This window comes from Enterococcus sp. DIV1726a, from assembly GCF_051710985.1.
GTDB lineage: Bacteria > Bacillota > Bacilli > Lactobacillales > Enterococcaceae > Enterococcus_B > Enterococcus_B hirae.
In genome coordinates this window covers 2,429,509-2,455,000 of the sequence record NZ_JBIOLS010000001.1, presented here as the reverse complement: position 1 = coordinate 2,455,000, position 25,492 = coordinate 2,429,509, and the positions used below count along the sequence as shown (strand labels likewise).

The following is a 25,492-nucleotide window of genomic DNA, read 5'->3' as shown; positions in this document are numbered from 1 at the left end:
TGAGTGAGCAAAAGCAAACTCAATAATGATAACACCACAGTGTGGTGGCGATAGCGAGAAGGATACACCTGTAACCATGCCGAACACAGAAGTTAAGCTTCTTAGCGCCGATTGTAGTGAGGGGTTGCCCCTTGTGAGAGTAGGACGTCGCCACGCAAATGGTGAAAAGCAGATGAATTTAATTCATCTGCTTTTTTGTTTGCATAAATTAAGAGAAAATAAAAAGTTAGGAATAATCGTATTTGGGATTGTTCCTAGCTTTTTTACAAACAAAGGTATATTAAAACAATGAAGATGGACAAGCGAGGCATTCCTCCTATTTAGCTGGTTTTTAGTAAAAGATAAAAGGTGACAAAATTAAATATAGTTAACAGGTTGTTTGACGAAGTGAGGCTGCCAAGTAAAAAAATTGCACTGAAATTTGCAAACAGATTAAAGATAGACAGCTGGAAATACAAGTTACGCTACATATCAAAAGACAGTGTGTTAATTCCCCATTTTCTTTTTCTATCCTTTTAGAGAAAAAGGAGTAAATAATCCTCATGCTTCTACTTTTACCATAAAATACAAAAAAGTTAGGCATAAAGCAAGGGGAGAATTGGTCGGAGTAATCTATTCGAGTGAATGCGAACAAATTTTCGGTTTTTGATGAAAAAAAGCAATGAAAATGGTATGATAAAAGGGCATATAATTTTATAAAGCAGTACCTATTTTATAAAAATTATTCAAATAAAGCCGGATAAGGCATAAATTCATCTTGAGTAAAAAGGAGGACACTCGATGGTTAAATTCATCCATGCAGCTGATTTACATATCGATCGCTCTTTTGAAGGACTAGTAAATTTAGATAAATCGGTACAGGAAAAATTATTAGAGGTTAATTTAAAAGTTTTAGCAAATATTGTAGACAAGGCTATAATAAATGAAGTTGATTTTGTTTTACTTGCGGGAGACACCTTCCATCAAAATCGTCCTTCATTAAAAATCCAAAAACATTTTTTTGATCAAATCGAACGATTGAATGAAAAAGAGATTGCTGTCTATTTGACATTTGGAAATCATGATTATTATCAATCAGAGCGCTACTGGTTTACTTTTCCCGAAAATGTCCATTTATTTACTTCGGAAGAGGTAGAAACAAAGACATTTTTATCTAAAAAAGGGGAAAAGGTCGCCATCAGCGGGTTTAGTTATTTACACCAATGGATACAGGGAGATAAAGTTGCTGAATTTCCTTTACGACACTCAGTGGATTATCATATCGGTCTGTATCATGGCGAAATAGGGAGCAATCAGAGGGGAAACTATGCACCTTTTCAGCCGTCTAAAATGCAGGAAAAAGGCTATGATTATTGGGCATTAGGACATATCCATGTGCCAATGTCTTTAAACGAAAAAGAAACAATGAATTATCCAGGGGCACCTCAAGGCCATACCCAAAAAGAGCAGACAGCTAGAAATGTTTTATTGGTTGAATTGACCTCCAGTGAATGCCAGACGATTCCGCTAGAGGTCGCAGAAGTATACTGGGAGAGTAAGACCGTGTCTTTAAAAACTGCTCGGACTACGCAAGACGTGTTACAAGTGATCCAAGAGCAGTTAACTATGGGAAATCCAAAACTGACGTTGTTAGATTTAAAGGTAACAGAGTATCATCACTTGAACCAAGAAGTGATTGATCGAATCTATTCTGGCGAATTACTTGAGTATTTAATGGAAAAAATAGCCAACCTATCTACAAATTTACTTATTTGGCGTATATCTATTAAGGAAGATGAAAGAATGAATCGAGTATCGTTGAAGGTCTCACAGACATTAGTTGACCAACTCTTTGAAACTTATCGGGTAAGTGAAGATTTCCATCAGATTTTAGGTGAGATGTACAGTCATCCTGATGCGGTTCGCTTGATGAATGATTTACCTGAATATCAGGAAGGTACCTTGACTAAAGCCAAGTCAATACTGGAGCAAGATTTTGTGTTTGAGGAGGAAAGTATATGAGAATCCTTCGAATCGAAATAGCTGCATTTGGTAAGTGGAGACAAAAAACATTTGATTTTATTTCTGGAAATCAATTGATCTACGGTGAAAATGAAGCAGGCAAGTCAACGATTTACCAATTTATTCAGGCTGTATTATTTGGCTTCCCTTCAAAAGGAAAGAAGAAAAAAGACTATACGCCGAAAGATGGGGCTGCCTATGGTGGGAAAATTTGGTTAGAACATCCAGTTCATGGAGAAATACTAGTTGAACGTTACAAACAGCAAAATCGTGGGAAATCCAAAGTCCTTTTTAATGAGCAACAGGGAAGTGATGAATTATTAGAGAAATTACTTTCTCCACTAACAAAGGATTTATTTCAGCAGGTTTTTACTTTTCAACAAGAACAGTTAACTGAACTAGATCATCTACGAGAAAAAGAATTACATGATGCACTGATCTCATTAGGGATTACGGGTAGTTCGTATGTTTTTCAAAAAAGACAAGAATATTATCAGCAAGCCCAACAGCTTTTTAAGAAAAAAGGGCAGAAACTGCTTATCAATCAGAAATTGAATGAGTGGAAGAACCTTCAAGAAAGAGTCCATCAAAAACAAGAGCAGGAATCTTTTTTCGGTGAACTCGTTCGACAAGAACAAGCCTACAGTCAAGATCAAAGAGAGCTACAAAAAAAACTCCAAGAGATAAACGAAAAAATTTCTCAGATCAAGCAGCAAGAGCTGAATTATTCTTTATACGAAGAGTGGCAAACACTTAAAGCCAATACCTTACCACAAGTTCCTGAAGAACAGTTGCTTTTAGACTTAGAGGAATTCACTAAACGCTATCAGCAGATGACGGAACGCCTAGATGAGCTCGAAGCTACTTTAGAAAAACATAGCGGAATGGATCAACAGTCGGCACGATATTATTTCTATTTGGAACAAGAGCAAGTACTAAAAGAATTGCAACAACAGCAAACACAAATCGAACATTGGCTGAATGAATGGCAAAGACTCCAAGTGGAAGAACGAGAAATTGATTCAGAATTAAAAATTTTAGAACAAAGCTGGCAATGGCAACGGACACAAGAGCCACAAGAATTTTTGCATACTGAAGAGTGGCAACAACTATTTTCTGAAAATCGTTTGTTGAAAGAACAAGTCAATCAATTATCAATCAGATCAGAAATCGTCTTAGAGCAGCAGCGGACGATTGAAGCGGAGATCAACCAATTAGAAGCCACATATCCAGAATTATTACAGTCGGCACCTTCAGAAGTTCGTTCAAAGAACAAAACACCGTTTGCTATTATCGGCGGATTCTTTTTTGTGGTGGGGATCTTCCTACCAATGCCTTGGAAACTAGGAGTCTTTTTATTAGCCTTAGGTACATTGGGGTATTCATTTTATGAAAGGAAATCACTGAATGGTCAGAAAAGTGATTTATCAGAAATCAAAGGTAAGTGGCAAGAAAAACTGGGACAATTAGACAATACGTTAGCCCAAATCGAAGAAATCAATCAAAGTAAAAACAAGCTAGTGATTGAACAACAAAAAATCCAACAAAAAGCTTTCGATTTTACAAAGGTCCATCACTTAGGAACGATGAATACCTTAGAAGCGATGAAGGAATATGGGCATGAAGTATCCGATTATCAAGACTTGTATAGCCGCTTGATCAAGAAACAAGAACGAGCAAATGAGATTCAACAAAAGTTGGTACAGCTTGATCGTCAGTTTGAATTGATTAAGGAATGGTTACCGTTACAAGATAAAGGAATCGCTGAAAAAATGGTGCTTTTAACGAACTTCATCCAAGAAATGGAACAATTGAAATTCGCTAGAAGTTATCAACAAAATACACTATTGAAACAAGAAATCAACCAATTGAAAAAGAAACAAAAAAGTTTGATCGAACACTATAGCGGACAGATGGAACAGGTCGGACTTGCTTATCCATCCGAAGTAGCTGCTTATTTGCAAAAAGCGCAACAAACAAAAACACAACTTCAACGACTAAAAGAGTTGGATGAGATTCTCGCGCCACTTTTTCCAAAAAAACGGACACGGGAGCAATTAAGTACTGAACTGTATCATAATCAAGAGAAACAACGGCAGTATCAGTTTGAAGAAAAACAATTGATCGAACAACTTCAGCGGTTAAAGATCCAAATCGAGGAATTACAAAAAGATGGTACGTTGGATGAGATGTACCAAGAAGAAAGTTTATTGAGAGCACAACTGCAACAACTGATGGAACATTGGGGCGGTCTAATGGTCGCTGGGACTTTTTTAGGGGATCTGTCTACAGAAATGAGTGAACGTCAATTACCACAATTGTTAAAAGCTGCTGGTCACTATTTAGGAGTCTTAACACAAAATCATTACCAAGAGATTTTATTGAGAAATGATACTTTGACACTAACAGACGGTGTAACTGATTTTCCCATTTATGAATTATCTACAGGAACGAAAGATCAACTGATTATGGCCATGCGCTTTGCCTATCTATCGTTAGAATCAAAACGTTCGATTTGTCCAATCATCATTGATGACGGTTGGTTGCATTATGACCATCAAAGAAAATATCAATTAGCGAAATTGTTAGCTGATTTTGGTCAAAATTATCAAGTTATTTGTTTTTCTTCTGACCAAGAAATGGTAAGCTATTATCAGGAGCTTCAACAATCTGTGAATATATTAAAGGATGTATAAAGAATGAAAAAAATTCGTGAATTAGTTGTCGATGAACAATTTGAATTGTTTGTTTTAATTAAAAATGCTGATGTCAGAGTTGCGAAAAACGGAAAAAAATTTATTGCATTTACTTTTCAAGATACGTCTGGAACGATTGATGGCAAATATTGGGATGCTTCTGAAGAAGAGATCAACAAGTTTACTGCTGGGACAGTTGTTTTCTTAAATGGGAAGCGGGAAATCTATCAAGGAAACCCACAAGTAAAGATTTTGCATATGCGATTGACTAAACTTGAAGAGCCAAGTGATCCTAGTTTTTATATGGAAAGGGCTCCTTTGAAAAAAGAAGAAATGGAAGAAGAAATCAATCAATTATTATTTGATATAACAAATGCTCATTGGAATCGGATTGTCCGTCATTTACTAAATAAATATCAAAAGCAATTTTTTGAATTTCCCGCAGCAAAACGGAATCATCATGCTTTTGCGAGTGGATTAGCTTACCACACATTGACTATGTTGCATTTAGGTAAAGCGATTGCTGATGAATATCCAGAATTGAATCGATCGTTGTTATACGCAGGAATCATTTTACACGATCTCGGAAAAGTGATTGAATTATCTGGACCGATGAGTACGGAATATACTTTAGCGGGTAATCTAGTGGGGCATTTGGTACTAGTAGATGAAGAAATCACGAGAGCATGTATCGCATTGAAAATAAATGAAGCAGATGAAGATGTTTTGGTATTAAGACATATGGTCTTAGCACATCACGGCTTATTAGAATACGGGTCGCCGGTTCGACCACGGATCATGGAAGCAGAAATCTTACATCAGATCGATAATCTCGATGCTTCAATGCAAATGATGTTGACGTCGATTCGTCAAGCAGAACCTGGAAAATACACTGAACGGATTTTTGGAATGGAAAATCGTAGTTTCTATGTTCCCAAAGAACTATAGATAACTAAAGGCACGTAGCCTAACACGAACTACTTGTGAGCCTACGTGTCTTTATTATTGGAAAATTTATTTTGTTATTGATAAAAATCTACAATAGTGTAAGATTGTAGTCAGATGAGAAACCGTTTTACTAATAGGGGGAAAATAGTTAATGAATCATTATATCCAATCTCTTGGCGTTCAAAGAGATCCGCTATTTTTCTGGGTATTGGGAATTTTCTTCTCAGTATGTTTGTTGTATATGGCTTATAAATTGAGAAACAAATCCAAGATTGCTTTGATTACTTTAACGACTACGGGCGTCTTTATTTGTATTTTTGCTATGTTTGCAACGATCGTTACACTAATGACCAGAATCAGTTACTAAAAAACAGCTCTTTGTCAAAGTGAATAGGTAGCGAAAAAACATCAAAGTCAATCATTTACTTTGGTGTTTTAATCTATGCTTATCTTTTATAAAAATAAGGTGGAAATTACGATCCTTCTTAGAAATTATAGCGTCAAAAAAAACAGACCAGGATAGGTCTGTTTTTTTCATCTTATTTGCTTGATGATTCAGTTGTTGATGATTCAGAAGATTTTGTTGATTCAGTTGTTTTAGATTCAGAAGATTTTGTTGATTTTGTTTTAGACTCAGATGTATTGGTATTAGCTGTTTCCATAGTAAATGGCGTTAATACATTTTTAAAGGCATCATCTGTGACTTTTACATTTTCTTCTTTTAATACTTTAGCGATAATTTCTTTTTGTAGGTCTTGATCACTTTCTTTTGTATCTCGGGCGATTGATTCTAATTGTTTCTTGTATTTATTCATGTCATCGCCTTTATTTTGGTTTTTGACCATTTTTACAACATAATAATCTGTTGAGTATGAAGTTGTATTTGTCGCTGAGATAACGTCAGATACTTGACCGTCTTTTAATTTGAAGGCTGCTTCTTTCACTTCAGTTGGAACATCTGTCGTTTGAGAATCAAATTTGATTTTTCCGCCATCTTTTTTAGTTGCTTCATCGGTTGATTTTTCTTTTGCCAGTTTCGCAAAATCAGTTCCATCATCTGCTGATTTTTTCACTTCTTTTGCTTCATCTTCACTGCTTACTTTAATGATTTGTGCTTCAACTTCTGGATGGAAAGTTTTCCAAGCTTCTTTTAAATCTTTTTCTGTCACTTTGACGTTAGCACTTATACCAGCTTTTAATACTAAACTGCTTCTAAGTGCTTGTTTATATGAGTCTTCTGTATAACCAGCTGCTTCTAATTGTGATTTAAAGGTGTCACCGTAAGTTTCTTCATTCTTTTTGTATTCAGCATTGACATCTTTATCCGTTACTTTATCGCCATATTTATTTTCAAAGGCTTTGTAAATAATCATATTTTGAACTAATTGTTGGTTGTTTTGCGTATGTTTTGCTTCATTATAAAAATCTTCAACCGTGATAGTTCCGCCTTTCATTGTGGCGATGTCTTTATTTGTACTACCTGAACAAGCAGCTAATGCTAATACAGCTAGCGCACTAGTTGCAGCTAAAATTATTTTTTTCTTTTTCATTAAAATTGCTCTCCTGTGATTTATTATTATTCTTACAATAATAACTATACCATATCTATTTATTAATAAAAACGTTCTCGTGATAGTTTCAAATAAAATTCAAATTTTGATCACATTCCTAACTAAAAATTAAAAAAACAATAAAATTAAAATCAAAAGTGTTATAAAATTCCGCATTATTGCATGTCTTGTGGCAAATCATTTGTTAATTTTTCAACTTGTTCTTGGATTTGTGCAATTCTTGGTTCTGCTTGAAATTTAAAATTTTCAATATCTTTTTTCATTGATTCTTGAAAAGCGGGGATCAAAGTATTAGCTGTTTCTTTTGTGTCAACTAATGCTTGTTTGAAATTATTAAGACTGTTATTTAAATCATTTGTTAATTCCGTTGCTTCGTCTAGTTCAGCGATCAATTTTTTTCTGGTTTCGTTCCCGCTTCTAGGAGCAAATAACAACCCGGATATAGCTCCAACGGTCGTTCCAAAAACGATTCCTTTTAAAAAGTTTTTAATCAATGTTCTTCACCTGCTTTACAATGGTATGTTGAATTTGTTGCAATTCTTCCGCACTATATTCTGACTGATGGTTACCAAAGTGGATCGAAAAATCATCTTCTTTACTATAGCGAGGGACCAAATGGACATGTGAATGAAATACAGATTGATAAGCCAATTCACGGTTATTATTCAAGATATTCAGTCCTTGCATCTCAGGAAAAGCTTCTTCAATTGAACGAGCGATTTTAGGGATACGTGAAAAGACATCAGCTGCTAGTACTTCGTCATATTCAAAAATATCAGAAACGTGTTGTTTTGGAATAACTAGTGTGTGTCCTTTTGTAGCTTGGGATATATCTAAAAATGCATAGACTTTTTCGTCTTCGTAGATTTTATAACTAGGGATTTCTTGCTTAATAATTTTACAAAAGATACAGTTTTCCATAGGAAACATCCTTTCCATCAAAAATATTATTTATGTTAACTTTACCATATGTTCAAAGATTTGTATGAAAAAAAATAAATTGACTTCGTTTTCTTCATGGTATAATAAAAACAATCGAACGACGGAGGAAAAATTATGAGTCTAATTGTGGAACATGTAACAGGTGGCTATGGACATCTACCTGTTTTAAAAGATACTAGTTTTAGTGTACAGCCTGGCGAAATGGTGGGATTGATCGGTTTAAATGGCGCTGGAAAAAGTACAACGATCAAACATATCATTGGCCTCTTAGAACAAAAAAAAGGATTTATCACGATTAATGATCTGAGTTTGAAAAAAAATACTGAAGAATACCGAAAACAAATCGGTTTTATACCTGAAACGCCTTCTTTATATGAAGAACTAACTTTAAGAGAACATATCGAAGTGACTGCGATGGCCTATGATATTCCAATCGATATAGCGATGCAACGAGCTGAGAAATTGTTACATACGTTTCGTTTAGAGAATCGTTTGGAATGGTTGCCAGCCAATTTTTCAAAAGGGATGAAACAAAAGGTGATGATCTTGTGTGCTTTCTTGATCGAGCCTTCTTTGTACATTATTGATGAGCCTTTTTTAGGATTAGATCCATTAGCAATCAATGCTCTTTTAGAACTAATGGTAGAAATGAAAAATGAAGGTTCAGGGATCTTGATGTCTACGCATATTTTAGCTACGGCAGAAAAATATTGTGATCGTTTTGTAGTTCTGCACAATGGAGAAATACGTGCAGATGGAACCTTAAAAGACTTACAGGAGGAATTCCGACTACCTGATTCTTCACTGGATGAAATTTATATCTCCTTGACAAAGGAGCAGGATCATGAATAATTTCTTTCAATTGCGATTAGCAAAACACCAGAAAAAAATGATGAAGTATTTGCGTTATGTACTAAATGATCATTTTGTATTGGTTTGCTTATTTCTATTTGGCGGAGTCGGCTTTTACTATTCAAACTGGTTAAAAACGTTAACGACTCCTTTTCAAATGGGTGGGATTATCCTTACGATCTTTTGGTTTATTTGTTTGTTTTTTGGTAAATTTGCCACTTTCACGCAAGCGGCCGATCTGGTTTTTCTACTACCGAAAGAAAAGGAGATGCATCAGTATCTCCAACGAGCTTTTCTTTATTCCAGTCTATTTCCTTTTCTGTTCTTAGGACTAGCTTGTGGCTTTTCAATGCCCCTCGTGGTTGTGACAACCGGGCAGCCTTTTTCTTTTTATTTCGTTTATTTACTGATTCTCTGGGGATTGAAGAGTAGTCAACTACAAATCAAACGAGTGGAGCTTTTCCGAATTGAAGAGAAAAAATTGATGGTATGGAAAGCTTCTTGGTATCTTTCGACATTGCTGATCTTGTTGCTTACGGTCTATGGATGGCTCTGGCTTGGATTGTTAGCTATGTTGATTCAATTAAATATTTACTTTTGGTTTTTATGGAAAAATATGACGTATCGGTTGGATTGGGAAAAAATGATACAAAAAGAAGAGCAACGTTTACATCAAATCTATCAATTCATCAATCTTTTTACTGACGTGCCGGAAATCACTTCTAAAGTCAAAAGAAGAAGGTATTTAGACCCGTTGCTTCAACATACGAAGAAAACGAAAGATAATACTTATTATTATCTTTATGTCAGAAGATTTATTAGAGGTTCTGATTTCAGTGGTCTTTTCTTACGCTTAGTGTTGATTGGAAGTATCTTGATTGCAGGTATTGAAGATGTTTATTTTATAACTGCTATTGGTGCGCTTTTTATCTATTTGATCGGATTCCAAGTGATTCCTTTATACAATCAATTTCGTTACATGACACTTGTCCAACTTTATCCAATCACGGAAAAGCAAAAAGAAGTTGCGCTGCAAAAGTTATTGTTAAATCTTTTGCTGATTGCCGCTAGTCTTTTTGGATTGATTGGTGCGATCGTATTAAATGGTCTAGACAAACTCATACCGATTATCAGTTATTTGATCGTCATCGGCTTGTTTATTAAAATCTATACACCGACTCGAATCAAGAAAATGAACGAATAAAAGAGGTGAAAAAACGAGAGAATAAGGCAGATTTGCTTTTTCTCTCGTTTTTTTGATAAAAGATGGTTTTTTAGAGAGGAATACAGGAAAAAAGAACGTATATGTGCTTGACGTTCGGGGCTTAGGCGACTAGAATAATAAGTACTGCAAATCATAGAGTTTAGAGGACGGGAGAATGCATGATGGAGTTTCAGTTAGACCAAGAATGGCGTTTACGCCCAATCAAAGGTGATACGGGAAAAACATACATAGGCATGCGCGATGAAGATAAGGTCTTTATTAAACGCAATACGACTCCAATGCTTGCTGCACTATCCCGAGAAGGAATTACACCAAAACTGGTATGGACGAAACGGACAGGAAATGGCGATACCTTAACAGCACAGGAATGGCTAGAAGGACGTTTATTAACTCCGACCGAGATCGGCCAGCGAAATGATGTTATTGATGTCTTGTATCATTTGCATCATTCTGCTTCACTTAAAACGATGTTGACTCGGATCGGTGGTAGAGTGATGACACCAGAAAAAATGTTGCAACAATATGAACTGGAGTTACCTGAGACACTCAGAAAGAATCGATTTTTACAAATCGTTCACCAGTTTTTGCGTCAACAAATTCCACAGATGGATAAAGAGAACTTTGCAGTTGTACACGGAGATGTCAATCATCGGAACTGGTTAGTGTGCAAAAATTATTTGTATCTAGTTGATTGGGATTCAATTATGTTTGCTGATCCAGCGGTGGATATTGCCACGATTTTAGGGAATTATGTTCCATTATCTAATTGGAATCAATGGCTCGTTACTTATGGGATTCGCCCAACGGATGAGATATTAGAAAAATTACATTGGTATGCTGCGATGAATCTTTTACAAGAGATTACCCGATATTGTCAGCGTGAAGATCATCGACGAATGAATGAAGAGATCTTACAGTTGAAAAGAATTTTTAGTGGTTGAGCAAAGAGTCAAAAAGAATGAGTACGGTGTACGAATAAAGCATTTATTGTCGATTATTTATTCAGAGTTAAGATCAGAAGAGTAGAACATCACTTGTCTGATCTTTATTTTTTTAGGAAAGAAAGGAATGGAGTTTTCATGCGTGTACGTAATCGCCCAGGTGCTGCTGAAATGCTAGCAGCGCATCCAGATCTAGTAATAAGTGAACCAACCAAGTGGAGAGGTAAGTGGAACGAACTATTTGGCAATGAGCAGCCGATTCATATTGAAATTGGTATGGGAAAAGGTCAGTTTATCACAGGAATGGCTAAGGCTCATCCTGAAATCAATTATATCGGGGTAGAAATGCAAGTCAGCGTTGTATCAATTGCTTTAGATAAATTAATTGAACAACCATTACCAAATTTAAAACTATTGCATGTTGATGGTTCAGCGTTGACGGAATATTTTGCAGATAGTGAGATTGATCAAATCTATTTGAACTTTTCTGATCCGTGGCCTAAAAAAAGACATGAAAAACGCCGGTTGACGTATCATACATTTTTAGCGGTGGATGAACAAATTCTACGCCCTAAAGGAGAAATCCATTTTAAAACAGATAACCAAGGACTATTTGAATATTCATTAGCTAGTTTTTCTCAATACGGCATGATCATCAAACAAGTATGGTTAGATTTACATCAAAGTAAATATGAAGGAAATATCATGACTGAATACGAAGAAAAATTTTCTTCAAGAGGTCAAAGAATCTATCGTGTTGAAGCTCAATTTCCAGATAAAACGAAGAAATAATGACTTCATTTAATCAAAAGCAACCGAAACATTTTTGTTTCGGTTGCTTTTTTGGTTGTAGATGCAGCTGTTCGAGCAAGGAAAAATTGTAGGACAAAATATTTTCGTATTTATTTTATATAGAAGGTTCAATCAAGTTAAATTTAGAAAATGAAAATAAGCCTTTATCTGTGATCTTTAATTCGGGGATGACAGATAATGTTAAAAATGAAAGTGTTAAAAATGGATCGAATGATTGACTGGCACCTAACGCATGTGCTTCTTTAGTTAAGGAAACTAACTGTTCATTCACAGCTAAAAAAGGTTCTTGAGACATTAAGCCACCGATTGGTAAGGGTAAACAAGCCAACTCTTGACCATCTGCAACAGCGATCATTCCGCCACCTTTTTTGATTAATTGGTTTGCTGCTATTAACATATCTTCGTCATTCGTTCCCACCACGCCGATGTTATGAGAATCATGCGCAACAGTTGTTGCAAGAGCTCCTTTCTTTAGTTGAAATCCCTTAACGATCCCAACGCCAACATTTCCTGTTCGATGGTGACGTTCGATCACAGCAATTTTTAGTTGGTCGTTGGCAATTGAAGGAACAAAGACACCGTTTTTTGTGTCTACTTCTACGAGACAATCATTGGTCAATAAACTATTAGGAATGACTTCGATCATGTGGGCTTTTTCAGTACAAAGTGGTAAAGCAAAAGAATCGACCGTTAATGGTTTCACATCCATTTTTGGTAATTTTTGAGCATAAGTATTTTTTTGTCTCGGAAATTGTTCCAGATTCAATTGTGCATTCTCTACCACGATTTTTCCATTAGAAAAGACAGTATTGATTGGAAGAGTCGATAAATCATTGGTTAAAAAGAAATCAGCTTGATAGCCAGGTGCGATGGCGCCTAGCTGACTTAAGCCAAAACATTCTGCCGCGTTTAGTGTGGCCATTTGAATAGCTTGTAATGGTTCCATTCCTAAATGGATTGCTTGGCGTATGATGTGATCGATAGAGCCTTCTGCAACCAGATCATCGATCAGTTTATCATCCGTGACAAATAAACAACGTCGTGAATTTTCTGGTGTTACAACGGGCAGGAGTGCTTCGAGGTCTTTTGCAACTGTCCCTTCTCGAATCATTAAATACATCCCTAAAGCTAGACGTTCTTTTGCTTCTTGTGCGTTAGTCGCTTCATGGTCGGTTTTTATACCAGCCGTCAAATAGACGTTTAGCTCATCTCCTTGAATACCAGCTGCATGACCATCGATTTTCATATTTTTCTCATGCATCAATTGTAATTTATCAATGATGGTTTTTTCGTTATTTGCAACAGCTTGGTAGTTCATCACTTCAGCAAGTCCCAACACTTCAGGACGATCAAGAAAAGGAATGAATGATTGGGCGTCTAGCACTGCGCCGCTTGTTTCAAAAGGTGTTACAGGAACGCAGGATGGCAGCATGATAAAAATATTCATTGGCACGGATTGGGCATCTTCAATCATAAAATCAAGCCCAATACTTCCTGCTACGTTTCCTATTTCATGAGGATCAGTAATTACCGAAGTGACGCCATGTAATAAAGAAATTTTTGCAAACTCGCTTGGAGATAAAAGTGAACTTTCGATATGCACATGCCCATCAATAAGTCCTGGTACGAGGTATTGATTTTTTGCATCATAGATTTCTTTGCCTTCGTATTGACCGATCCCTACGATTTTACCGTCACAAATCGCAACATCACCGGTTAGGATTTCTTTTGTAAAAACGTTGACGATTTGTGCATGTTTGATTACCAGATCAGCTGGTTCTTTTTTCCCAGCGACTAAAATATGCTTTGTTCGTAATGATTCCACCATGTTCCCTCCAAAATAAATTTTTAATAGTATAACATAAATTCGGATTTTGCCCATCTTTTAGCATTTAATGATACAAAAATAAAATAGTATTAGAAAAAAGACGTATGTTTTTTATGGAGGGGATAAGATGGATATAAAGGAGATATCAGATGATCTCATTAATGAAAGTTATAAAAATCGTGTTCAAGATATCTATATAATGCCTAATCAAACTGATTTCAATATTTATTACCGCTATAGTAAAAAACGAACATTCCAAAAAAGTATTGCATCAGATATTGGACAACAATTAATCTCACGCTTTAAATATTTAGGAGAGATGGATATCGGTGAGAGAAGAAAAGCGCAATTAGGTGCAATGACTTACGTCTTAAAAGAAAAAGAGGTCAGACTGAGACTGTCTTCTGTAGGTGATTACTTACAAAGAGAAAGTTTGGTGATTCGATTACTTTATGATTTGTCTGAAAAACAGTTCCGCTGTTTTTGTCCTGATGATTTAAAGGTGATCAATGAGCGGAGTAAAAATCGTGGGCTCTATTTGTTCAGCGGACCAGTTGGATCAGGAAAAACTTCTTTGATGTACTATTTGGCACAAGACAAAGAGGTACAAGTAATTACAATAGAGGACCCAGTAGAAATTGAAGAAACAGCCTTTTTACAATTACAAGTAAACGACAAAATCGAACAAACGTATGAGGAATTGCTGAAGCTTGCATTACGTCATCGTCCAGATTTATTGATCATTGGAGAAATCAGAGATAGCAAGACAGCGAATGTAGCAATTCGAGCAGCGTTGACAGGTCACCGTGTATTTGCGACGGTTCATGCCCGCCATTTAGATGGAACCGAAGCGAGAATTCTTGAATTAGTTGGCAGAAGCGATGAGTTTTTTGAATGTTTATCTGGCGTAATCTACCAAGAAATCCTTTTAGACCAAACACAAGCAGCAGCGGCTTTATGGGGTTACAACTTTACCTACAATGATTTTGAGAGGAAAGGGTGGGACCAAAGCTATGAAGAAGCAAAAAATAGTCGCTGGCGATCGTTTGCCTTCTAAGAAAATGTCACTGAACCATCAAGCAAAGTATATTCGACTGATGGGGGAGTTACTTGACCATGGATTTAGTATTCAAGAAGCAACGGAAATATTGTTGAAGATCACACCTGTCCCCCATATTTATTTACAGCAAGGACATCGTTTATTGCAAGAAGGACATTCTTTTTATGAGGTTCTACAAGCATTGGGTTTTACTCAAGACAAGCTTGTGCAAATCGAATTAGCCAGTGCGCATGGGAACTTGATCCAAACATTGAATGGGATGGCAGAACAATTTCGTCTCGTAGCAGAATTTCGAAAAGAATTAAAAAAGATGATCAGTTACCCGTGTTTACTGTGTTTGTTTTTATTAGGGATCTTAGTTGCATTACGCCAATTTATTTTGCCACAGTTATTAACTTCGGAAATGGTCATGGATACGCATTGGGGAATCCGATTCTTGCAGTCCTTTCATTGGTATGTTCTTCTTGTTTTACTATCTGTTGGTTTATTATGTCTGTTTATCAAGATCAGACTCCTAAAAATGGATATGATTCAACGAGGGGAATGGTTCAGCAACAAACCATTGATTGGTTCTCTTTTTTCCCTCTACCAGTCTTCTTATATCGCTTTAGAATTTGGAAAATTATTCTACGAGGGATTAGAATTGCGCCAAATTATTTTTTGTTTGAAAGAAACAAAACAAGGGAGTTTGATCCAACTATTAGCATTTCGTCTGACAAAAGGGTTAGAATCAGGAATTTCTTTAGCACAGCAGTTTGAGACTTATTCATTTTTAACGGCTGAATTTAGTCAAATCGTTTTACAAGGGGAAGCAAAAGGAAACTTAGGTAAAGAACTTTTGTTTTACAGTAAATTAGCAAGACAGCATTTTTTCCAAAAGGTGAACCGTGGACTTTCATGGATACAGCCAGTCCTTTTTCTAGGAATTGCCAGCTTGATTCTATTGATTTATGCAGCAATTTTACTGCCGGTTTATGGCAACATTGAGGAGGTTTTATTATGAAATATCTAGTCAATTTTAGACGAAAACAATTAAGAAATGTTGAAAGTTTTACGTTGATCGAAATGCTGATCGTCTTATTAGTGATCAGTGCATTAGTTCTCTTGTTCATCCCTAATATTTCCCGCTATCGAGATCATGTCAATCGAGAAGGCAAACAAGCAGTGATGCAATTGGTCGATGCTCAAAAAGAATTGTACTCTTTGCAAAATAATGGGAAAGTCCCAACGATCGCAGAACTCTTAAAGGAGGGATATATAAAGCAAGAACATGCAGATGCCTATAACCGCAAATAAACCAATTTGCTTTACTGGTTATACTTTGATTGAAACCTTATTTGTTTTGACGATCACTTTAGGATTATTTCTATTCCCTTCACTTTCGGTTTCAGCTTGGCAAAAGCAGATGACAATAGAGCAATTTTTTGCACAATTTGAAAGTCGGATATATGCCACTCAGAAAATAGCCATTGTCAGCCAACAAGCTACAAGAATCTTTTACGATCAATCAAAGAATCAAATTGTTTTTGACGTACCTAATCCCAATCTCGGTTGGTCAACTTTAGAGGTGCCAGATGAAATCACTGTCCAACAGATGGAAAAGCTCATATTCGCTTCGGGAACCGGCAATGAAAGTTCATTGCAAGCCTATCGGTTCTATTGGACAAATAAAAGACAAACAATCGTTTATCAATTTCAGCTAGGGAGTGGCCGATATATTAAAAAAATCGAATAGACATGCTTTTATTCTATTAGAAACAGTAATGGCTTTATCCATTACCTTATCGTGTATCTTTCTTGTCAGTCACGGGAATTTGTATTTATTAACTGCAGAAAAGCAAAATAATCAGGAAATCTTATTACTTCGCAGACTATATGAAGATGTAAAAACCTACCGAATGTATGAACAAATACCGAACCGAACGTTAAATGGACCAGATAGTCAGACAACCATAACCGCTAAAAAGAAAAAGATCGAAAAAGTGAAGCTCACACAAGGAGACAAAGTGATTGAGATTACCAAAATACCAGAATAAAGCTGCCTTTACACTGATTGAATGTTTGATTTCGCTTGCCATTTTAAGTGCTGTTTTACTTTCAATCAGTCTTTTAATCACGCAAACAACGAAAGTGGAACAATATTTACAACGAAAGGATCAAAAAGAGTGGCTGATTTTTTTAGCTCAGTTTGAAGAAGAAATAAAAAAAGGAAAAAATGTCGTCATTAAAGATAACCGTATTTATTATGAGTTGGAAAAGAAAACCTATTTATTTGAGCAATATCATGCGTTGATACGTAAACGAGAAGTATCAGGGGGACACCAACCTGTGTTGATACAAGTCAAGCATTGGGAAGTGAGAGATTCTAATGCAGCTATCACATTTTTAATCGAATTTATAAACGGAGAGAAGTATGAGGGGATTTGGACCAAGCCACTATCATAAAAAGCATAACAAGGGGTTCAGTAGTAATATCTTATTCTCAACCTTACTATTGTTTTTAGTTTGTAGTTCCTTATTGTCGATCATTGTACAAACTTATCGCTCGACAGTAGATTTGAATCAACGCACCAAAAATTATTATGTAGCAAAAATAATCAAACAAATGGTTTTATCTGAAAGTAACGAGTTGAAAGAACAGGGAATGTATCAATATAATTTAGGAAAGGTTCATTACAAAAGAAAAGCGAATCAGCTAACGATCGAAATTCAGATCGAATCTCAGCATTTTCAGTTCATGGAAATGCTTAACAGTGATACAGAAAGTAACACAGAAAGTGAGTGAATCCATGAAAACGCACTCTTTTCTGTGTTACCGCTGTTTACATAACGTTTATGTTTTTTATTTCACAAACAAAAAAGTGTGAAAACGATTGAAATTTTGCTCATAGTTCGTTAAAATTAAACAGGTAAAATAATTGTTATAATATATCTAGAAATGAGGTGCACCATGTTACCAGAAAAAATGGAACAGGGGTTTGAACAAAACCTAAAAGCGATTCAGCTTTTACAAAATGCATTGGGAACTTCCTTTTTAGAAGCCTATGTCGAAAATGCTGAAAACTTAATCGACAACTATCAAGTACGAGTGGTAGATGGAGTACCGTCTGAAGAAATCAAGCAACAGATTTCTGCTTTGTATAAAGAACTCAGTCAACTTTCCTTTGAACCAGAAGAGTGGCGCCGTCTGTCACAACTACTGTTACTAAAGGGGAGTCAGACAGAACATCTTCAAGCGAACCATCAACTTACTCCAGATAGTATTGGTTTTTTATTTGTCTTTTTAATTGAACAGCTATTCACAAATAAAGAAGAGCCAATCAAGATTTTGGACATTGCAGCAGGAATGGGCAACTTGTTATTAACAGTTCTTTTAAACCTATCAAGTGCGGGATACCAAGCGGAAGGGATGGGTGTAGATATTGACGATACGTTATTAGCGGTTGCTGCTTCAACAAGTGATCTGACTCAGGCGAATGTTCAATATTTTCACCAAGATGGCTTACAAGAATTACTGATTGATCCAGTGGATGTAGCTATCAGCGATTTACCGATTGGTTATTATCCGAATGATCAAAAAGCAAAAGAGTTTTTAACAAGCACCACACAAGGGCATAGTTATGCCCATCATCTGCTATTAGAACAGGCAATGAAGTATGTCAAACCAGATGGATTCGGTCTGTTTTTGATGCCAAGTAACTTCTTAGAAACAGAACAAAGTGAAGAAGTCAAAAGATGGTTTAAAGAAGAAGGATATCTTCAAGGAATGATCCAATTACCAGATGAATTATTCCGTAACAAGCAATCACAAAAAAGTATTTTGATCTTGCAGAAAAAAGGAACAAAGGCAAAACAAGCACAAGAAGTATTACTTGTAAAACTTGATTCACTAAAGAAACCAGAGAAGGTGACTGAATTTTTTAAAGAATTTGAAACATGGAAATCGTCTTCTCTTTAATCACGCACTAAGAAGGAGAATTATATGTCTAAAACAATTGCTATCAACGCTGGAAGTTCAAGTTTAAAATGGCAGCTATATCAAATGCCAGAAGAAACCGTAATTGCTAAAGGAATTGTCGAAAGAATCGGTTTAGAAGATTCAATTTTTACGATCAAATATGGTGAAGATCAAAAATTTGAGAAAATCATGGACATCGATGATCATGAAGTAGCAGTAAAAATGTTGTTAGATCAACTGATTGCATTACAAATCTTAAGCTCTTACGATGAAATCACTGGTGTAGGACATCGTGTGGTTCATGGTGGAGAAACTTATGCTGATTCTGTAATCGTGGATGAAGCTGTGATGGATCGCATTGAAGAATTGGCAGAGTTTGCACCATTGCATAACCCTGCTAACTTAATGGGTATCAAAGCATTTAAAAAAATCTTACCTGATATCCAAAGTGTGGCTGTGTTTGACACGTCATTCCACGCAACAATGCCAAAAAGCAGTTATTTGTATAGCTTACCTGTTTCTTACTATGAAGATTTCAAAGTAAGAAAATATGGCTTCCATGGTACAAGTCATCGCTATGTAGCAGAACGTGCGGCTAAGATGTTAGAGAAACCAATCGAAGAGTTGAAATTGATCACTTGTCACTTAGGGAATGGTGTTTCAATTACGGCAGTAGATGGTGGAAAATCAGTTGATACTTCGATGGGATTCACACCACTGGCAGGTGTAACAATGGGAACACGCTCAGGGGACATCGATCCAGCTGTTTTACCTTATCTAATGGAAAAATTAGAGATTGATATTGATGAAATGGTCAACATTTTAAACAAAAAATCAGGTTTGTTAGGTCTAACAGGTTTATCAAGTGACATGCGTGATCTTGAGAAAAACTATGAACAAGAGCATATCCATTTGGCATATGACATCTTTGTAGACCGTATCCGTAAATATATTGGTGGATATGTGACAACGATGAACGGCGTTGACGCAATTGTTTTCACTGCTGGAATTGGCGAAAATGATGGGCACGTCCGTAGTGAAATCATTAAAGGGATGACATGGTTTGGTTGTGAAATTGATCCTGAAATGAATAAAAAACGTGGGGAAGAATTAGATATCTCCACAAAAGATTCAAAAGTCAAAGTACTTGTCATTCCAACTGATGAAGAATTAATGATCGCTCGTGACGTGGAACGTTTACGTAAATAAATATTCTAATGAAATAGTTGTTAGCCTTTTTTAGGTATGAAATAGTGTAACGAACGTATCATAATTTTAAGAATAAATTTTTTCCGAAGTGAACATTGTTCACTTCGTTTTTTTGTTTTGTCTATAAAAAGTGATTGATTGAAAAAAAGAAATGTTCTTTTTTAAATCAATAAAAAATATAGAAATAAAATAAAGTATTATGAAAAAAAGGGAGGAGATTGAATTGATAAAAACAAATCGATTAACGATAACGATTATGAGTGTACTAATATTAGCTAATTCATCTATAACTGCCAGTCCATTTGTATACGCAGAACAAAATGAAGTCTCAGGAAAGAAAACAATGAAAAGTGAAATCAGCCAGGCAAATATTTCAGGTGAACATTCAGATGTGAAACAAACGAACATTCCTAATGATCAAAACGTTAAGAAAGCGACTGAGGCAGTGAAACTTCTGTTTGATGAAACAGGAGCAAAAACAAGTAATACCCAAGCAAAAATTAATGAAGTAAAGCTACAAGTAATGGAATTAACAGAAAGTGTACAAAAAACAAAATTATTTGAAAAAATTGTTCAAGCGCAAGAAATGTATGATTCAAAACAGACTAAAATGACAAATTCTAAAGAAAAAAATGGACAAAAAGAATTTGACGAAAAAACTCCTTCCTGTACAATCGACCCCTATATTTATGGAAACGTATATATGACTGGTGCTTATGAAGGGGAAATCAATCAATTTAAATTGATTGTTGGCGATAAAGAATATACCCCAGGTTTTACTTTGTTACCAAATAATCAGTTCAAACTTTATATTGGAAAGAAAATTCCGCCTTCAATTTTTTCAGTCACAGTAAAAATCTTTGATAAAAAAGGAAAAGAGACAAGTTCTCAAAACGTTTCAGTTCAAGCACCGAAACTCACCATTAACAATTACACATTAGGAGAAAACTATGTCAAAGGTGAGTTTATTGGTGATGTTGCTAAATTTAAATTGAGGGTGGGGACCACAGGAAGCACGAAAGAATACACTCCAGGTTTTAGACGATTAGCGAATAATCAATTTGAAGTCTATGCGAAAGATAAAATATTACGTGGAAGTAAAAGAGTCGTTTTGGTTGCTCTGAATTCAGAAGGAGATTTGTTAAAATCTGGTTTAGTTAGAGTCCAATCTCCCTACTTAGATATAAATGACTATAAATTAGGAAATGAATATATTACAGGTACCTATGCTGGGGCAGTAAAGAAATTTAAGTTAGTAGTGGATGGAAAAGAGTATTTTCCAGGATTTAAATTGTTAAAGGATAATCAATTTGAAGTCTACGCGAAAAACAAGGTATCGGCGCTAACTAAATCTATTACTTTGATTAGTTTAGATGAACAAGGAAAAGAAATCGTTAGTAAGCAAGTGGTTTTCATTGATTCAACGAATAAAGACTGACTATTTTTATAGCTGAAGCATTAACGACTCGTATAAAAAGTTACTTGAATAGAAATAGAAGAACAGCCAGTGTCACAAACAAAAATTTTTTTACCGAAGTGAGTAACTTTAACATTGTTTTTTATTTTATAAAATAGTCTATTTAAAAAAATGACATTTTTTTTTAAATAATTAAAAAAAATAGCGAGCCCGAATAGGTTATTATTTCCTTAAATCAAATAAACAAAAAAGGGTGGTTTTTAATTGAAAAAGGGGAACTTGAAAAAGAATTTAGTGTCGTTTTCAACTACGAGTGCATTAGTATTATCTAGTTTATCTGGAGTAGTGACACCAATGGTCCATGCAGATCAAAATGGGGCGGGAGAAGGCATCACTATTACTACTTCGGAAAAAAATGAGAAAAAAGAAGAAGCAAATCAATCAAATCAATCAAGTCAGGCGAGTGAAACAAGTCAAACACACGCTTCAGAAGAAAAAGAAAATAAAAAAGTAGAAGAAACAACAACATCTTCCACTACAAAAGAACAGAACGCATCAAGTGTGCCAGTACCGGAACAGAAGAATACACTTGCAGATGAAGTGATTCAACATGCTACTGATGCAGTCAATAATCTATTTGATGGAAATGGAGCAAAAGTAGGCAATACTAAAGCTCAAATTGATGCGGCGAAACAACAAGTCGAAAGCTTACCAGATAGTGATCAAAAAACAGCGTTGTTGGAAAAAGTCAATCAAGCACAAAAAGCATACGATACATTGATGCAAAAATGGCAAGTTGCGAATGAGACGATGGATAAACACTTTATTGATGGAGATATCGGTAATCCTAAAGGTAGTTTTACAACAGAAGAAATGATCGATCTTGCAGAAAAACTAGGTGAACTTCCTTATATAAACATTCCATTTTTAGAAGGCTATACGACCAATGAATTGCATGAAAAATACGATCAGTTAATTGCTGTATCAAACGCAACGCCAGTGGTGGATCGTCTGTTTTTTAATGGTAAACCAAGTACAAACAATACTCAAAATGATATTAATACTGCATTGAATCTTGTCCACCGTCTTGTGGATGGACCTTATAAAGACAGACTATTAGCGAAAGTACAAGAAGCACAAAAAGCTTATAATGATGCACATATTGTCCAAGATCCTGCAGAAAAACAAGCGGTAGAAGCTGTAAATCAGCTCTTTAATGGAGACACTCCCAAAGAAAGTAATACTCAAGAAGCAATAGATGAAGCTAGAAGAAAAGTAGATGCGGTAAATAATATATCTCCTGTTAAAGCACAATTATTGAAAAAATTAGAAATCGCTCAAGCAGCTTTGGATGATAGAGTAAATGCATTCAAAGTGGATGTTTATCATTATGGAAATGTCCATATGACGGGAGAATACAGTGGGAAAATCAAGAAGTTCAAGTTGATTGTTGATGGCAAAGAATACACACCAGGATTTAAATTATTAGCAAATAATAAATTTCAACTTTATATTGGGAAAAGGATTCCTTCGACAACAAAAACAGTTACAGTGAAAAGTTTTGATTCAAATGGAAAAGAAACAGGTACAAGAGAAGTTGCTGTACAATCACCTAAATTAACGGTGGAAGAATATACAGTAGGTAAAGATTACATCAAAGGTCAAATTGCAGGTGAGGCTAAACAATTCAAATTGATTGTTGATGGCAAAGAATATACACCAGGATTTAAACTTTTAGAGAATAATAATTTTGAAGTGTATGCAAAAAATAAAGTAACAGTAGATTCTAAAAAAGTGATTTTAAAAGTTTTAAATGCTGAAGGTATAGAAATCGGCATGCAAGAAATCACCCTTAACGCTCCAAGCTTAGTTGTAGATTATTATAAAGTAAACACTGATTATATTACAGGAAGCGTGACCGGCAATGTCAAGAAATTCAAATTGATAGTAGATGGAAAAGAGTACTTCCCAGGATTTAAGTTGTTAAAGAATAATCGATTTGAAGTATATGCAAAAAATAAAGTATCAGCAACGTCTAAAACAATTACTTTAGTGAGCTTAGATGAACAAGGGAAAGAAATTTTGAGCAAACAAGTTTCTATCTTGAATTCAGCAATCGAAGATGCTTTAACGATAGTAAATAATTTGTTTGATGGAAATGGAGCAAAAGTAGGCAATACTAAAGCTCAAATTGATGCGGCGAAACAACAAGTCGAAAGCTTACCAGATAGTGATCAAAAAACAGCGTTATTGGAAAAAGTCAATCAAGCACAAAAAGCATACGATACATTGATGCAAAAATGGCAAGTTGCGAATGAGACGATGGATAAACACTTTATTGATGGAGATATCGGTAATCCTAAAGGTAGTTTTACAACAGAAGAAATGATCGATCTTGCAGAAAAACTAGGTGAACTTCCTTATATAAACATTCCATTTTTAGAAGGCTATACGACCAATGAATTGCATGAAAAATACGATCAGTTAATTGCTGTATCAAACGCAACGCCAGTGGTGGATCGTCTGTTTTTTAATGGTAAACCAAGTACAAACAATACTCAAAATGATATTAATACTGCATTGAATCTTGTCCACCGTCTTGTGGATGGACCTTATAAAGACAGACTGTTAGCGAAAGTACAAGAAGCACAAAAAGCTTATAATGATGCGCACATTATTGTACTTCCTAAAGGAAATAAATAGGCGAATTGATGACAAAGAAATATTTTTATCATGAAATCGATTAGGTTAGAAAAAATGATTGATTGGATAAATAATCTAAAAAAGAGCTTGGAACAAAAGAACGTGCCAAGCTCTTTAGCATATGTAAAAATAAATAAAAGCGGTTGTGACATACTTTTGTCACAACCGCTTGTTTAGTAATTAATCATTCTTTTTCAGGTAATTTATTCTCTAAATCAGTACGTACCACTAGAACATCACAAGTGGCGTTACGAATCACATATTCTGAAACAGAACCAATAAATAGACGTTCAACAGCATTCAATCCTGTTGCACCTAACATGATTAAATCTACATGGTTATCCTCAGGAATTTCTTTAGCGATGATTTGTTTCGGCGAGCCGTATTCAATCACGGTAGTAACATTGTTCAATCCCGCTTTTTTAGCATTTGCTTCATAATCAGCTAGCGTTTGCTTCGCCATTTCAGTTGCTTGCTCTGCCAACATGCCATCAAATGATGAAACGGTTTGGAAAGAACGAGTATCAATCACGTGTGCTAATAAAAGTTCTCCATTATTTCTGATAGCAACGTTTACGGCTTTTTTAAAAGCTAATTCAGCTTCATCAGAGCCATCTACGGCAACCATAATTTTTTTGTACTGTTGTAACATAAGCATTCACTCCTTCAGATAAATCAATCATTTATAATTCTATTGTAAAACAAGTTGAACAAAAAGAGAATTATTTACTGTTTGGTTTGACCATTTTCCGAGCGAAAGTAAAACTGAAGACAGAAGCAACAATAATGACCAAGAGCAGGTAAGCCAAAGCAATAAATCGTTGATTGAAGAAGGCGACAAAAATACCTAACACCCCTAGGAAAGCGTAAATGGCACCATAGAATTGTAAATAGCCACGATTTTTCTCTGTTTCTTCTATTAATACGAAAAAGATGGGTTGTTTTTTTAATAAATAATAGCTAACAAATAATAATAATAATGCGGCAATGCCCATTAAAAGTTGAATCATAGAAATTCCTCCAAAAGTCTAAAGATTGGTCAAATAATGTTTTTCAAGGGATCTACTCGAAAAAAAAGGAGCTGTACCAAGTAATTGGCATAGCCCCTTAATCTTCAAAAAATGGTAATCTCCGTTAATGCCGTTGTTCGTCCTGTAGTATTGATCCCGCGAATTCAAGCAGGTGGGTCCCACGGTCGTAGCCTCGAACTACCAAATGATAAGGCATGTTACCAGCAGTGACACAAGACGGGTCCCAAGATATCAATAAAAATGTTCGGTCAACACACAAAGAGGACAATTCGAACATCACAGATTTCCCACCTCTAT

The 25,492-nt window shown here is 35.4% G+C and carries 24 protein-coding genes, 1 rRNA gene, 1 other RNA gene and 1 pseudogene; 20 read left to right on the top strand and 7 right to left on the bottom strand.

Going from position 1 to position 25,492, the window contains the following annotated elements:
* Positions 1-40: 40 nt before the first annotated feature.
* The 5 genes and pseudogenes from rrf to IGJ27_RS11135 all read left to right on the top strand — a co-directional run bounded on the left by rrf (position 41) and on the right by IGJ27_RS11135 (position 6,012).
* Positions 41-156: ribosomal RNA gene (rrf, locus tag IGJ27_RS11155) — 5S ribosomal RNA — on the top strand.
* A gap of 624 nt (positions 157-780) precedes the next feature.
* Positions 781-2,001, top strand: a complete 1,221-nt coding sequence (locus IGJ27_RS11150) for a metallophosphoesterase family protein (RefSeq protein ID WP_096708720.1) — start codon at positions 781-783, stop codon at positions 1,999-2,001.
* Positions 1,998-4,717 (top strand): annotated as a pseudogene (locus IGJ27_RS11145) (AAA family ATPase). The gene IGJ27_RS11150 and the pseudogene IGJ27_RS11145 overlap by 4 nt, the downstream one beginning before the upstream one ends.
* Positions 4,701-5,645: a 3'-5' exoribonuclease YhaM family protein gene (locus IGJ27_RS11140; RefSeq protein ID WP_178306373.1), complete on the top strand. Its 945-nt coding sequence runs from the start codon at positions 4,701-4,703 to the stop codon at positions 5,643-5,645. The pseudogene IGJ27_RS11145 and the gene IGJ27_RS11140 overlap by 17 nt, the downstream one beginning before the upstream one ends.
* 151 nt (positions 5,646-5,796) lie before the next feature.
* On the top strand, positions 5,797-6,012 hold the full coding sequence (locus IGJ27_RS11135) for a hypothetical protein (protein ID WP_010720908.1): 216 nt from the start codon (positions 5,797-5,799) through the stop codon (positions 6,010-6,012).
* A 172-nt stretch (positions 6,013-6,184) separates the two neighbouring features.
* Here IGJ27_RS11135 and IGJ27_RS11130 read toward each other — a convergent pair whose 3' ends face one another.
* The 3 genes from IGJ27_RS11130 to IGJ27_RS11120 form a co-directional block, all read right to left on the bottom strand.
* Positions 6,185-7,195 carry a peptidylprolyl isomerase gene (locus IGJ27_RS11130; protein ID WP_178306374.1) on the bottom strand — a complete coding sequence of 337 codons (1,011 nt, stop codon included), beginning with the start codon at positions 7,193-7,195 and terminating at the stop codon, positions 6,185-6,187.
* Between the two features lie 176 nt (positions 7,196-7,371).
* Positions 7,372-7,710: a YtxH domain-containing protein gene (locus IGJ27_RS11125; protein ID WP_010720906.1), complete on the bottom strand. Its 339-nt coding sequence runs from the start codon at positions 7,708-7,710 to the stop codon at positions 7,372-7,374.
* Positions 7,703-8,137: an HIT family protein gene (locus tag IGJ27_RS11120; RefSeq protein WP_010720905.1), complete on the bottom strand. Its 435-nt coding sequence runs from the start codon at positions 8,135-8,137 to the stop codon at positions 7,703-7,705. The genes IGJ27_RS11125 and IGJ27_RS11120 overlap by 8 nt, the downstream gene beginning before the upstream one ends.
* 135 nt (positions 8,138-8,272) lie before the next feature.
* On the opposite strand from IGJ27_RS11120, the gene IGJ27_RS11115 reads away from it, so the two are divergent.
* The 4 genes from IGJ27_RS11115 (at position 8,273) to trmB (ending at position 11,968) form a co-directional block, all read left to right on the top strand.
* Positions 8,273-9,010 carry an ABC transporter ATP-binding protein gene (locus tag IGJ27_RS11115; RefSeq protein WP_438791704.1) on the top strand — a complete coding sequence of 246 codons (738 nt, stop codon included), beginning with the start codon at positions 8,273-8,275 and terminating at the stop codon, positions 9,008-9,010.
* Entirely contained in the window at positions 9,003-10,214 is a 1,212-nt protein-coding gene (locus tag IGJ27_RS11110) for an ABC transporter permease (RefSeq protein ID WP_010720903.1), read from the top strand. Before IGJ27_RS11115 ends, IGJ27_RS11110 begins: the two co-directional genes overlap by 8 nt.
* Before the next feature lie 179 nt (positions 10,215-10,393).
* Positions 10,394-11,176 (top strand): phosphotransferase family protein, encoded by a 783-nt coding sequence (locus tag IGJ27_RS11105; protein ID WP_010720902.1) that lies wholly within the window; start codon positions 10,394-10,396, stop codon positions 11,174-11,176.
* 138 nt (positions 11,177-11,314) lie between these two features.
* Positions 11,315-11,968, top strand: coding sequence for a tRNA (guanosine(46)-N7)-methyltransferase TrmB (gene trmB / locus IGJ27_RS11100; protein WP_010720901.1), 654 nt, complete (start codon positions 11,315-11,317; stop codon positions 11,966-11,968).
* Between the two features lie 115 nt (positions 11,969-12,083).
* Here trmB and ade read toward each other — a convergent pair whose 3' ends face one another.
* Positions 12,084-13,814 carry an adenine deaminase gene (gene ade / locus IGJ27_RS11095; protein ID WP_178306376.1) on the bottom strand — a complete coding sequence of 577 codons (1,731 nt, stop codon included), beginning with the start codon at positions 13,812-13,814 and terminating at the stop codon, positions 12,084-12,086.
* Between the two features lie 130 nt (positions 13,815-13,944).
* Here ade and comGA point away from each other — a divergent pair, with 130 nt between their 5' ends.
* The 11 genes from comGA to IGJ27_RS11040 all read left to right on the top strand — a co-directional run bounded on the left by comGA (position 13,945) and on the right by IGJ27_RS11040 (position 24,164).
* The gene (comGA, locus tag IGJ27_RS11090) at positions 13,945-14,874 is read left to right on the top strand and encodes a competence type IV pilus ATPase ComGA (RefSeq protein WP_178306377.1); all 930 of its coding nucleotides are present in this window, start codon (positions 13,945-13,947) and stop codon (positions 14,872-14,874) included.
* Positions 14,831-15,880 (top strand): competence type IV pilus assembly protein ComGB, encoded by a 1,050-nt coding sequence (gene comGB, locus IGJ27_RS11085; protein WP_010737072.1) that lies wholly within the window; start codon positions 14,831-14,833, stop codon positions 15,878-15,880. Before comGA ends, comGB begins: the two co-directional genes overlap by 44 nt.
* The gene (gene comGC, locus IGJ27_RS11080) at positions 15,877-16,173 is read left to right on the top strand and encodes a competence type IV pilus major pilin ComGC (RefSeq protein WP_010720897.1); all 297 of its coding nucleotides are present in this window, start codon (positions 15,877-15,879) and stop codon (positions 16,171-16,173) included. The genes comGB and comGC overlap by 4 nt, the downstream gene beginning before the upstream one ends.
* On the top strand, positions 16,154-16,612 hold the full coding sequence (comGD, locus tag IGJ27_RS11075) for a competence type IV pilus minor pilin ComGD (protein WP_010720896.1): 459 nt from the start codon (positions 16,154-16,156) through the stop codon (positions 16,610-16,612). Before comGC ends, comGD begins: the two co-directional genes overlap by 20 nt.
* Before the next feature lie 28 nt (positions 16,613-16,640).
* Entirely contained in the window at positions 16,641-16,913 is a 273-nt protein-coding gene (locus tag IGJ27_RS11070) for a hypothetical protein (RefSeq protein ID WP_014834442.1), read from the top strand.
* On the top strand, positions 16,888-17,322 hold the full coding sequence (comGF, locus tag IGJ27_RS11065) for a competence type IV pilus minor pilin ComGF (RefSeq protein WP_178306378.1): 435 nt from the start codon (positions 16,888-16,890) through the stop codon (positions 17,320-17,322). Before IGJ27_RS11070 ends, comGF begins: the two co-directional genes overlap by 26 nt.
* Entirely contained in the window at positions 17,291-17,662 is a 372-nt protein-coding gene (comGG, locus tag IGJ27_RS11060) for a competence type IV pilus minor pilin ComGG (protein WP_010720893.1), read from the top strand. Before comGF ends, comGG begins: the two co-directional genes overlap by 32 nt.
* A gap of 165 nt (positions 17,663-17,827) precedes the next feature.
* Positions 17,828-18,835, top strand: a complete 1,008-nt coding sequence (locus tag IGJ27_RS11055) for a class I SAM-dependent methyltransferase (RefSeq protein ID WP_010720892.1) — start codon at positions 17,828-17,830, stop codon at positions 18,833-18,835.
* A gap of 24 nt (positions 18,836-18,859) precedes the next feature.
* Positions 18,860-20,044, top strand: a complete 1,185-nt coding sequence (locus tag IGJ27_RS11050; RefSeq protein ID WP_010737077.1) for an acetate/propionate family kinase — start codon at positions 18,860-18,862, stop codon at positions 20,042-20,044.
* Positions 20,045-20,267: 223 nt separating this feature from the next.
* Positions 20,268-21,482: an immunoglobulin-like domain-containing protein gene (locus IGJ27_RS11045; RefSeq protein WP_178306379.1), complete on the top strand. Its 1,215-nt coding sequence runs from the start codon at positions 20,268-20,270 to the stop codon at positions 21,480-21,482.
* A 243-nt stretch (positions 21,483-21,725) separates the two neighbouring features.
* The gene (locus IGJ27_RS11040) at positions 21,726-24,164 is read left to right on the top strand and encodes an immunoglobulin-like domain-containing protein (protein WP_178306380.1); all 2,439 of its coding nucleotides are present in this window, start codon (positions 21,726-21,728) and stop codon (positions 24,162-24,164) included.
* A 184-nt stretch (positions 24,165-24,348) separates the two neighbouring features.
* On the opposite strand, the gene IGJ27_RS11035 is transcribed toward IGJ27_RS11040, so the two are convergent.
* From IGJ27_RS11035 to ssrS, 3 genes are all read right to left on the bottom strand, one after another.
* Positions 24,349-24,816, bottom strand: a complete 468-nt coding sequence (locus IGJ27_RS11035; RefSeq protein WP_010720888.1) for a universal stress protein — start codon at positions 24,814-24,816, stop codon at positions 24,349-24,351.
* A gap of 70 nt (positions 24,817-24,886) precedes the next feature.
* On the bottom strand, positions 24,887-25,174 hold the full coding sequence (locus IGJ27_RS11030; RefSeq protein WP_010720887.1) for a hypothetical protein: 288 nt from the start codon (positions 25,172-25,174) through the stop codon (positions 24,887-24,889).
* Positions 25,175-25,288: 114 nt separating this feature from the next.
* Positions 25,289-25,483, bottom strand: a non-coding RNA gene (gene ssrS / locus IGJ27_RS11025) — 6S RNA.
* Positions 25,484-25,492: the final 9 nt, after the last annotated feature.